We start from the raw sequence: 9,975 nt of genomic DNA, 5'->3' as shown, positions 1-9,975 counted from the left end.
GGCGAGCCATTCGAGGCGCTCGACATAGGTGCTCGGGCGGAAGTTGCCCTCGGCGTCGAAGTCGGTGACGGGGAAGGACAGCAGGCCTTCCGAGATGATCTGCTTGAGTTCCTGAGGCGTGGTCATGATGGGTCGTCCTGTTGCGCTGGGCGCGGGTTCGTTCAATTCGGGATGTGTTGTATGTCATCGTACAACATCATTTTCGGGCTGGCAAGCGTCCCCCAAGCCTTTCGCTATTCAATTTCTGCCTTTCGGCATCAGGGTTTACGCACGATCCCGCAAGTTTGGCCCATGTTGTATGATGACTGTTAATTCCCTGCATGTTGCAACGAGGATTTCCCCTGATGTCCCAGTCCCCTCTCTATATCCGCGTCCATCCGGACGACAACGTCGCGATCGTGGTCAATGACGGCGGGCTGCCCGCGGGCGCGCAATTCGCCGACGGGCTGAGCTTGTGCGAAGGCGTGCCGCAAGGGCACAAGGTGGCGCTGGTCGATCTGAAGGAAGGCGATCCGGTGCTGCGCTACCACGTGGTGATCGGCTACGCCTCGAAGGACCTGCCGCGCGGCAGTTGGGTCAACGAGCGCACGCTGCGCATGCCCGAGCCGCCCGGCCTGGAGAACCTGCCGCTGGCCACCCGTAAGGCGCCCGAGCAGGCGCCGCTGGAGGGTTATACCTTCGAGGGCTACCGCAACGCGGACGGCTCGGTCGGCACGCGCAACATCCTGGCGATCACCACCACCGTGCAGTGCGTGTCGGGCGTGGTCGAGTTCGCGGTCGAGCGCATCAAGCGCGAGCTGCTGCCGCGTTTTCCGAACGTCGATGGCGTGGTGGGCCTCGAGCACACCTATGGCTGCGGCGTCGCGATCGAGGCGCCGGGCGCCGAGATCCCGATCCGCACGCTGCGCAACATCAGCCTGAATCCGAACTTCGGCGGCGAGGTGATGGTGGTCAGCCTGGGTTGCGAGAAGCTGCAGCCGGAACGCCTGCTGCCGGCCGGCGCGATTCCGGTGGCGGCCGACAAGCCCGACAACGGCGGCGTGGTCTGCCTGCAGGACCTGGCGCACGTGGGCTTCATGTCGATGATCGACTCGATCATGGCGATGGCGGAACAGCACCTGGAACGCCTGAACCGGCGTCGTCGCGAGACGGTACCGGCCGCGGAGCTGGTGGTGGGCGTGCAATGCGGCGGCAGCGATGCGTTCTCGGGCCTGACCGCCAATCCGGCGGTGGGCTTCGCGGCCGACCTGCTGGTGCGCGCCGGCGCGACCATCATGTTCTCCGAGGTGACCGAGGTGCGCGACGGCGTCGCGCAACTGACCTCGCGCGCGGCCAACGAAGAGGTGGCGCGCGACATCATCCGCGAGATGGCCTGGTACGACGCCTACCTGCAGCGCGGGCAGGTCGACCGCAGCGCCAACACCACGCCCGGCAACAAGAAGGGCGGCCTGTCGAACATCGTCGAGAAGGCGATGGGCTCGATCGTGAAGTCGGGCAGCTCGGCGATCTCGGGCGTGGTCAGCCCGGGCGAGCGCGCCAGGCAGAAGGGCCTGCTCTACACGGCGACGCCGGCCAGCGACTTCATCTGCGGCACCCTGCAGCTGGCGGCCGGCATGAACCTGCATATCTTCACCACCGGCCGCGGCACGCCTTACGGGCTCGCGCAGGTGCCGGTGATCAAGGTGGCCACGCGCAGCGACCTGGCGCGCCGCTGGCACGACCTGATGGACGTGGACGCGGGCACCATCGCGACCGGCCAGAAGAGCATCGAGGAGGTGGGCTGGGAGATGTTCCAGTTGATGCTGGACGTCGCGAGCGGCCGCAAGACCTGGGCCGAGCAGTGGAAGCTGGCGAATGCGCTGACGCTGTTCAACCCGGCGCCGGTGACCTGAAGCGGCGCAAACCGCCGTTCGTCTGACTGCACGCCCGCCGTGATCGTCCGCGATCCGGCGGGCGTGTTGCATGAAGCGACGGGGATTGGACTCGCTTCAGATGATTTCGCTCAGGTAGAGCGATTCCATCACGACCTTCGAGAAATTGTGCAGCAGGTTGACGACCAGGTTGCTCGGGCTGTAGAAGCCGTTCTGCAGTTCGGTGTCGGCGCCGAATTCGTCGGCTAGCGAATGAAATTGGATGTAGTCGGCCTTGAGCAGCTTGTTCGACAGGGAGCGTTTCAGCTTCAGATAATCTTCGCGCCATTCGGGGCTGTAGTAGCCGCCGTCATGGACCAGCAGGTTTCGCACGCAGGAAAAGTATTTCCAGAGCAGATAGATCGTGGAGAAGTCGTCGATTTGCGATCGCGACGAGAGGGCTGCCAGGAATGCGGCTTCCTTGCTGCGTACGAGCTTGCGGAGTTCGTCGATCAGCTCGGAATTCCGCGCGTTCCGGTTGCCGTCGAGCTGCTCGATCACGCTTTTCAGGATGTCCTCGAACAGCACGAAATAGGAGACGATTTCGCGCGCGTTGCCGATGTGGACGAGTTGTTCCGCCAGCCCCGAACCGTGTTCGGCTCGTGCCATCACCTCGTCCAGGAACAGGCCCTGCTTTTCCCGGATCTGCGGAAACGGCGCCGAAAGTCCCATCGCCGTATAGATCATCTGCAAGCGGACATAGCTGTTTTCGCGACATAGCTTGGACGCATGGTCGTCCAGGTCGGCGTGGTCGATGCTGCTCATGACCTCGCCGAACACGGCGTTCGAGATCACGGCCATGGAATACCGCTTGACGAACGTTTCGTAGAGCGTGGAGGCGCGTTCGCCGACGGACAGGATCGAAGGGGCGTAGAAGATCATCGGATGCCGGGAAATGGGGTTCGGTGCGTCGCGCACGATACCTCATTTGTTCGCGCCGAGCGAGCCGCGCAGCCGCTCCATCAGGCGGTAGTAAAGCTGCTGGATCTCTTCGCTGGTGGCCGGCTCGGCGCTCGAGAAACGCTCGGCCCACGCGGCGTGCCAGGCGTAGCTGCCGTGCAGCGAGCGATCGCCGCTCGGCCCTGCCACGCGCGAGCGGATCCGCGCATCGCGGCCCGCGCCCGAATGCGTGTCGAACAGCGCGAGCATCAGCGCGTGATAGGCGCGATACAGCTCGTCGTCGAACAGGTGGCGATAGACGTGCAGCGTTCGGTCGAGCTCGCGCTTGATATGGATGACCTCGTCGGGCGAGATGTCCTTCCAGTAGCCGACCCAGGTATAGAAACAGAGCAGCGCATTGAGTTGCGGCGCGATCTGGTCGTAGATCGCGAGGCGCTTCTCGATCAGCTTCTGGTTGGTCCACTGCACGAGTTCGAGGCGCTTCAGGCGCCGGCTGATCAGCCAGCCGAGCGCGGTGACCGACAGCGGCGTGAGCACGCCGACGCAGAGTTGCACGATTTGCAGGGTGGTGGACGCGGGCATGGTCGCGAGGGAAAGGCTTTTCGGAAAAACATCAGCCTAGCAGCCGGGCGTGTCGCCTGGGTGGCGTCGTTGCGGCGCCGATCCTCGGTTCAACGAAGCGTCTCGCATCTTTGCGCTGGACATCATCGCAGCGCGGAAATCGCCGGAATTCGCCTGCACGCGGCCTCCTTGCCGATTCGCTCTCGACCACGCGCGAAGCTTGCGATCCGTTAGCCGAGCGCTCGCGCCATCGTCGGGGCTTTACCCGATTGCGCGTCCGTGCTTTCCGGGACTTTGCACGCGATTGCGCTGCCGTCCGCCGGCGCGTGCAACGTTTTGCTACAACCTTTTGCTTGGAGCGCCGCGCGAAAGTTTCTTATTCTGGCGCATTTACCAGACGCGGACCGCTCCGCGGTCGCGTCCTCAATGCACCGAGGAGAGAGATATGACGCGTCCCGTCGATTCCGGCGTGATCTTCATCGCGAGGCTGTTGATGGCGGCCCTGTTCTTGTGGGGCGGCGTGATGAAACTGCTCGGCTACGGCGAATTCGTCACCTATCTGAAGGGCATGTACGTGCCCTTCGCGCAGTTCGCGGCGCCGCTGGTGATCGCCATCGAGGGGCTCGGCGCGCTGCTGCTGATCGTCGGTTATCGCGTCAAGCCGGTCGCGCTGCTGCTGGCCGCCTACACCATCGTCACGGCCCTGATCGGCCACAACTTCTGGGATGCCACCAGCCCGGCCGTGCAGCACGACATGGTGGTGCATTTCTGGAAGAACGTCGCGATCGCGGGTGGATTCCTGCTGCTGTTCGTGACCGGCGCGGGCGGCGCGAGCATCGACGCGATGCGCCGCCAGCCCACCTACGGCGTGCTGCGCTGAGAGCCGATGTTCCTCGATACCACGGCGCGAGCCGCGCGCGGCTTCATGCCGCCGAGGCCATGAAAAAGGGCGCCTCGCGGCGCCCTTCGTCCAAACCGGCCCTGGCAGCTCAGCGCGCGTTGCGCGTGCAGAGCGCGGCCAGCGCGCCGATCACGCAGACCGCGCCGACATAGGCGGTTGCCGCGAACGGATTCGACTTGATCATCAGCGACACGATCACGGGCGAGAGCCCGCCGAAGATCGCGTAGGCGATGTTGTACGAGAACGAAATGCCGGAGAAGCGGATCACGGCGGGGAAGCTGCGCACCATCGCCGAGGGCACGGCGCCGACCGTGCCGACCAGGAAGCCGGTCAGCGCATAGAGCGGCACCAGCGTCGAGGCATCGGCGGCCACCTTGGCGAACAGCGTGCAGAAGCAGGCGGCCAGCAGCAGCGAGCCGACCGCCAGCACGAGCTTCGCGCCGAAGCGGTCGGCCAGCGCGCCGGCCACCACGCAGCCGATCGTCAGGCCCACGGTGGCGATGCTGTTGGCGAACAGCGCGGTGGCGGCAGGGATGTGGAACTGCTTCTGCAGCAGGGTCGGCGTCATCAGGATCACCACCACGATCGCGGCCGACAGCATCCAGGTCAGCAGCATCGAGACGATCACGGCGCGGCCGTGGTCGCGCAGCACCGCCTTGAGCGGGATCTCGGCGGCCAGCGCCTTGCGCGCCTGCAACTCGGCGAACACTGGCGTCTCGTGCAGCCAGCGGCGCAGGTAGACCGAGAACAGGCCGAACACGCCGCCGAGCAGGAACGGGATGCGCCAGGCATAGGCGCTGATCTCGGCCGGCGAGAAGTGCCGGTTGATGCCGCCGGCCACCAGCGAGCCGAGCAGGATGCCGGCCGTGAGGCCCGCCGTGAGCGTGCCGCAGGCGTAGCCGATGCGGCGCGCCGGCACGTGCTCGGAGACGAACACCCAGGCGCCCGGCACTTCGCCGCCCACCGCCGCGCCCTGCAGGATGCGGAACAGCAGGAGCAGCACCGGAGCCAGGATGCCGATCGAGTCGAAGGTCGGCAGCAGGCCCATCAGCAGCGTCGGCACCGACATCAGCAGCACGCTCAGCGTGAACATGCGCTTGCGGCCGACCAGGTCGCCGAAGTGGGCCATGATGATGCCGCCCAGCGGACGCGCCAGGTAGCCGGCCGCGAAGATCGCGAAGGTCTGCAACTGGCGCAGCCAGTCGGGGATGTCGTGCGGGAAGAACAACTGCCCGATCGCTGGCGCGAAGAACACGAAGATGATGAAGTCGTAGAACTCGAGTGCGCCGCCGAGTGCGGCCAGGCTCAAGGTCTTGTAGTCGCTGCGCGTCAGGGCGCGGTCGGCAACGGCGCTCGGCGCGCTGCCCGTTTCGTATGCTTGCATGGTCAGGACGATCGAGGTTCTCAACTCGGCGTGCGCGGCGCGCGACGCCGCACGGCGTCCCGCGCAGCGGGCCGGATCGGCTCGCGACACGGGCCGCGCGGCTTCGGGATCGGAAACGCGCGGGGACGGCGACAGACGGGTCGGGCGATTCTACAGGATGCGGCGCGACGGCATGGAGGCGGCTTCGGGCGCGGGTTCGCGCGCATTGACGGCGCGAAAAGCGGCGGCGCGGGAACGGCGAGCGGGCCGTGCCGCGGCGTGGCGCGGCCGCGCCGGGCACGTGGCCAATGCTGCAGCTACACGGGCCGCCGCCGCGATCGACTCGCGACGGCGGCCCGCGTGGTATCGGCGCGACGGCCGGTCGATCGTGACCGGCCGGTCACCGCGGCTCAGTTGCCGGCGATGGTGTCGACCGGCTTGAACGCGCCGTGGTCGACGCGGTAGATCGTGACCGGCGCGTCACGCAGGTCGCCCTTCGGATCGTAGGCGATGGTCGCGGCCGACACGCCCTTGATCGACACCTTGTCGAGATACGGCCCATAGACCTTCGGGTCGGTCGAGTTGGCGTTCTTCATCGCGGTGAGCAGGGCGATCGTGCCGTCGTAGGAATAGGGCGAGTAGGTCACCACCTCCTCCTTGAAGCGCGCCTTGTAGCGTTGCTCGAAGCCCGCGAAGCCGGGCATCTTCTCCTTGGGCAGGCCGCCCATGTAGACGATCGCGCCCTCGGCCGCCTCGCCGCCGACCTTCAGGAAGGTGGGCGACTTCGACATCTCGCCGGTGACGAAGGCGGCCTTGATGCCGAGCTGGCGCATCTTGCGGATCATCGGCGAGGATTGCGCGTCGCCGCCGCCGTAGAACACCGCGTCGGGATTCATGCCCTTCAGGTTGGTCAGGATCGCCGAGAAATCGAGCGCCTTGTCGTTGGTGAAGTCGCGCTTGACGATGGTGCCGCCGGCCTTCTGCACGGCTGCGGCGAATTCGTCGGCGATGCCCTGGCCGTAGGCGGTGCGATCGTCGATGATCGCCACGCGCTTGTAGTGCAGCGTGTTCACCACGTAGCTGCCGACGATGCGGCCGGCCTGCGCGTCGCTGGTCAGCAGCCGGAAGGTGGTCTTGTAGCCGCGCGCCGTGTATTGCGGCGAGGTGGCCATCGAGACCTGCGGCAGCCCCGCGCGCTCGTAGAGATCCGAGGCCGGGATGCTGGTGCCCGAATTGAAGTGGCCGATGATGCCGGACACGCCGTCGTCGATCAGCCGCTGCGCCACCGTGGTGCCGGTGCGCGGGTCGGCCTGGTCGTCCTGCGAATCGAGCGTGAACGTGACGGGCTTGCCGCCGATCACCGGCTTGGTCGCGTTGAAATCGTCGATCGCGAGCTGCACGCCTTTCTGCATGTCGGTGCCGTAGTTCGATTGCGTGCCCGTGAGCGGCGCGGCAAAGCCGATCTTGACGAGGTCGGCGGCCGAGGCCGGCGTGCCCGCGGCGACGAGGGCGGCGCCCGCGACGAGCGCGAATTGCGAGATCTTCAGCTTCACTTTCGTTTCCCCTTTGGCTGCTGCGGCCGGCTGCGTGGTGCCGGCCTGTTGGCGATCGCGACGCCGCCACCGGCGAGTGGCGGGCCTTGTGCTGAAATCGGCTCGGCCGCGTGGCGACCCGCGAGGCAGGCGAGCAAACGCGCTACCAGAGGGGGACGGCACGATGCGAGCGATTCCAGCGCAGTCTAGGTAGCGAAAAAGCGCCAGTCTTGCGCGCCAGATGCGTCGGGGATGACGAAATCGGCATATGCGCGGTTTCCCTGACTATGCCGATTTCGTCATGGCGTGCGCATAATGTCGCCAAGACGCCAGGCGAGGCGGGTTCCTACGATAGCGGCATGAAAACACTCGACTTCATCGATTCGCATACCGGCGGTGAGCCTACCCGCCTGATCGTGTCCGGGGGGCCGGATCTCGGCGGCGGCACGCTCGCCGAGCGGCTGGAACGGTTCCGCTCGCACCACGACGACTGGCGCGCGGCGGTGGTCACCGAGCCGCGCGGCTCGGACGTGGTGGTCGGCGCGCTGCTTTGCGAGCCGCTCGATCCGGGTTGCGCGGCCGGCGTGATCTTCTTCAACAACGTCGGGTATCTCGGCATGTGCGGGCACGGCACCATCGGCCTGGTGGTGTCGCTCGCGCACCTGGGGCGGATCGGCCCCGGCACGCATCGCATCGAGACGCCGGTCGGCATCGTCGAGGCGACGCTGAACGCGGATCGCTCCGTGTCGGTGCGCAACGTGCCGGCCTATCGCCATCGCCAGGACGTGACGGTCGAGGTGCCGGGCCACGGCCCGCTGACGGGCGATATCGCCTGGGGCGGCAACTGGTTCTTCCTGGTGCCCGAGCACGAGCATCGGCGCCGCGTCGAACCCGCGAACCTGAAGGAGCTGGGCGCGTTCTCGAGCGCCACGCGCGACGCGCTGATCGCCGCCGGCATCACCGGCGCGCACGGCGCGCTGATCGACCATATCGAACTATTCGGGCCGGCCTCGCGCGAGGGGCTCGACAGCCGCAGCTTCGTGCTGTGCCCGGGCGACGCCTACGATCGCTCGCCCTGCGGCACCGGCACCAGCGCCAAGGCCGCCTGCCTGGCCGCCGACGGCAAGCTCGCCGAACATGCCGAATGGCGGCAGGAAAGCGTGATCGGCAGCGTGTTCCAGGTCAGCTACGTGCGGCATGACGAGGCGATCGAGGGCGAGGCCGCGATCGTGCCGACCATCACCGGTCACGCGCACGTGATGGCCGAGGGACGGCTCTGCTTCGAGGACGGCGATCCGTTCGCGAACGGGATCCGGCTCGGCTGATGGCGCGCGCGGATGCGATCGTGATCGGCGCCGGGATCGTCGGCGCGGCTTGCGCGGCGGCATTGGCCGCGCGCGGGCTGGCCGTCGAGGTGCTCGACGCGGGCGGGATCGGCGGCGGCACGACCGCGGCCGGCATGGGCCATCTGGTGGTGATGAACGATACGCCGGCCGAGCTGGCGCTGACGCGCGATTCGCTGGCGCGCTGGCGCGCGCTCGCGCCGAGCCTGCGCGAATGCGATGCCTATCGGCGTTGCGGCACCTTGTGGGTGGCCGCCGACGACGAGGAGCTCGAGGCGGCGTGCGCGATGCGCGACGGCTACCTGGCGGCCGGCGTGTCGGCCGAGGCGATCGGCGCGGCCGCGCTGCGCGAACGCGAGCCGATGCTGGCCGCGGGTCTGGCGGGCGGTTTGTATGTGGAGGGCGACGGGATCGTCTATGCGCCTTCGGCCAGCGAATGGCTGCTGCGGCATTCGCCGGGCGCGGCGCGGATCCGCGTGCGCGAACGCACCGCCGTGGTCGCGCTGGCGGGCACCGAGCTGCGCACCGCGGGCGGCGAGACGCTGTCGGCCGCGCAGGTGATCGTCGCCAACGGGCTCGAGGCCGCGCGGCTGGTGCCCGGCATTAGCCTGCAGGCCAAGAAAGGTCATCTGCTGATCACGGATCGTTATCCGGGCACGATCACGCATCAATTGCTCGAACTCGGCTATATCAAGAGCGCCCATCACGCGCAGGGCACCTCGGTGGCCTTCAATGCGCAGCCGCGGCCGACCGGGCAGATCCTGATCGGCTCGTCGCGGCAGTTCGACAGCACCGATCCGGCCGTCGAGATGCCGGTGCTGGCACGCATGCTGGCGCGCGCCACGCGTTACCTGCCGGGCCTCGCCGACCTGCATGCGCTGCGCGCCTGGACCGGTTTTCGCGCTGCCACGCCCGACGGCATGCCGCTGATCGGGCCGGTGCCGGGCCGCGCCGGCCTGTGGCTGGCGACCGGCCACGAGGGGCTGGGCGTGACCACCTCGCTGAGCACCGCCGAACTGATCGCGACGCAACTGCTCGGCGAGGCGCCGCCGATCGCGCCCGAGCCTTATTGGCCGGCGCGCGCCATGCCGGAGGTCGGTCATGCCTGATCGCAATCGTGGCGGCGCGAATCTCGTCGAAGTCGAAGTCCGCATCGACGGCCGGGCCTGCCGCGTGCCGGCCGGCACGAGCGTTGCCGCGGCGTTGACGATCGCGCTCGGTGTGCGCGGCACGCGCGGCTCGGTGCAGGGCATGCCGCGCACCATGCTGTGCGGGATGGGCATCTGCCAGGAGTGTCGCGTCGGCATCGACGGCCGCGCGCACGTGCTGGCCTGCCAGACGACCTGCCGCGACGGCATGCGCATCGACACCACCTGGAATCCCGAATCATGAAGGCGCATTACGAGATCGTGGTGGTCGGCGCCGGGCCGGCCGGCTTGGCGGCCGCGCGCGCGGCTGCCGGCGC

At 67.6% G+C, this 9,975-nt stretch carries 9 protein-coding genes and 1 pseudogene; 5 read left to right on the top strand and 5 right to left on the bottom strand.

Annotated features, from left to right (window positions below; all coding sequences use genetic code 11):
• Nucleotides 1–126: pseudogene (locus F3J10_RS32145) on the bottom strand (5-dehydro-4-deoxyglucarate dehydratase); the annotation flags it as partial.
• A gap of 218 nt (nucleotides 127–344) precedes the next feature.
• Here F3J10_RS32145 and garD point away from each other — a divergent pair.
• The gene (gene garD / locus F3J10_RS32140; RefSeq protein WP_167243781.1) at nucleotides 345–1,892 is read left to right on the top strand and encodes a galactarate dehydratase; all 1,548 of its coding nucleotides are present in this window, start codon (nucleotides 345–347) and stop codon (nucleotides 1,890–1,892) included.
• 96 nt (nucleotides 1,893–1,988) lie between these two features.
• On the opposite strand, the gene F3J10_RS32135 is transcribed toward garD, so the two are convergent.
• Together F3J10_RS32135 and F3J10_RS32130 are read right to left on the bottom strand one after the other, a co-directional pair.
• The gene (locus tag F3J10_RS32135) at nucleotides 1,989–2,828 is read right to left on the bottom strand and encodes a hypothetical protein (RefSeq protein WP_167243780.1); all 840 of its coding nucleotides are present in this window, start codon (nucleotides 2,826–2,828) and stop codon (nucleotides 1,989–1,991) included.
• Nucleotides 2,829–2,834: 6 nt separating this feature from the next.
• Nucleotides 2,835–3,392 carry a hypothetical protein gene (locus tag F3J10_RS32130; RefSeq protein WP_167243779.1) on the bottom strand — a complete coding sequence of 186 codons (558 nt, stop codon included), beginning with the start codon at nucleotides 3,390–3,392 and terminating at the stop codon, nucleotides 2,835–2,837.
• 424 nt (nucleotides 3,393–3,816) lie between these two features.
• Here F3J10_RS32130 and F3J10_RS32125 point away from each other — a divergent pair, with 424 nt between their 5' ends.
• Nucleotides 3,817–4,251, top strand: coding sequence for a DoxX family protein (locus F3J10_RS32125; protein ID WP_025100799.1), 435 nt, complete (start codon nucleotides 3,817–3,819; stop codon nucleotides 4,249–4,251).
• 109 nt (nucleotides 4,252–4,360) lie between these two features.
• Here F3J10_RS32125 and F3J10_RS32120 read toward each other — a convergent pair whose 3' ends face one another.
• Both F3J10_RS32120 and F3J10_RS32115 read right to left on the bottom strand, forming a co-directional pair.
• Nucleotides 4,361–5,656 carry an MFS transporter gene (locus F3J10_RS32120; protein ID WP_013689356.1) on the bottom strand — a complete coding sequence of 432 codons (1,296 nt, stop codon included), beginning with the start codon at nucleotides 5,654–5,656 and terminating at the stop codon, nucleotides 4,361–4,363.
• Between the two features lie 389 nt (nucleotides 5,657–6,045).
• Nucleotides 6,046–7,188 carry a branched-chain amino acid ABC transporter substrate-binding protein gene (locus tag F3J10_RS32115; protein WP_013689357.1) on the bottom strand — a complete coding sequence of 381 codons (1,143 nt, stop codon included), beginning with the start codon at nucleotides 7,186–7,188 and terminating at the stop codon, nucleotides 6,046–6,048.
• Between the two features lie 338 nt (nucleotides 7,189–7,526).
• Between F3J10_RS32115 and F3J10_RS32110 the strand changes: the two genes are divergently transcribed.
• From F3J10_RS32110 to F3J10_RS32100, 3 genes are read left to right on the top strand one after another with little or no spacing between them, the layout of a single operon-like run.
• A complete protein-coding gene (locus F3J10_RS32110; RefSeq protein ID WP_025100801.1) occupies nucleotides 7,527–8,492 on the top strand; it encodes a 4-hydroxyproline epimerase in 966 nt (321 codons plus the stop codon).
• Complete coding sequence (locus F3J10_RS32105) at nucleotides 8,492–9,619, top strand: FAD-dependent oxidoreductase (protein ID WP_167234604.1); 1,128 nt, start codon at nucleotides 8,492–8,494, stop codon at nucleotides 9,617–9,619. The genes F3J10_RS32110 and F3J10_RS32105 overlap by 1 nt, the downstream gene beginning before the upstream one ends.
• Nucleotides 9,612–9,902: a (2Fe-2S)-binding protein gene (locus F3J10_RS32100; RefSeq protein WP_167234605.1), complete on the top strand. Its 291-nt coding sequence runs from the start codon at nucleotides 9,612–9,614 to the stop codon at nucleotides 9,900–9,902. Before F3J10_RS32105 ends, F3J10_RS32100 begins: the two co-directional genes overlap by 8 nt.
• Nucleotides 9,903–9,975: the final 73 nt, after the last annotated feature.

Source organism: Burkholderia sp. Cy-637 (genome assembly GCF_011753175.1).
GTDB lineage: Bacteria > Pseudomonadota > Gammaproteobacteria > Burkholderiales > Burkholderiaceae > Burkholderia > Burkholderia gladioli.
Note: the sequence above shows the minus strand (reverse complement) of the source record. Positions and strands in the feature narration are given on the sequence as shown.

What these genes read in the sequence shown, in the direction of transcription:
- F3J10_RS32125 (WP_025100799.1), top strand. Translation starts at nt 3,817, where the DNA reads ATGACGCGTCCCGTCGATTCCGGCGTGATCTTCATCGCGAGGCTGTTG.
- F3J10_RS32120 (WP_013689356.1), bottom strand. Translation starts at nt 5,656, where the DNA reads ATGCAAGCATACGAAACGGGCAGCGCGCCGAGCGCCGTTGCCGACCGC.
- F3J10_RS32100 (WP_167234605.1), top strand. Translation starts at nt 9,612, where the DNA reads ATGCCTGATCGCAATCGTGGCGGCGCGAATCTCGTCGAAGTCGAAGTC.
- F3J10_RS32130 (WP_167243779.1), bottom strand. Translation starts at nt 3,392, where the DNA reads ATGCCCGCGTCCACCACCCTGCAAATCGTGCAACTCTGCGTCGGCGTG.
- garD (WP_167243781.1), top strand. Translation starts at nt 345, where the DNA reads ATGTCCCAGTCCCCTCTCTATATCCGCGTCCATCCGGACGACAACGTC.
- F3J10_RS32110 (WP_025100801.1), top strand. Translation starts at nt 7,527, where the DNA reads ATGAAAACACTCGACTTCATCGATTCGCATACCGGCGGTGAGCCTACC.
- F3J10_RS32105 (WP_167234604.1), top strand. Translation starts at nt 8,492, where the DNA reads ATGGCGCGCGCGGATGCGATCGTGATCGGCGCCGGGATCGTCGGCGCG.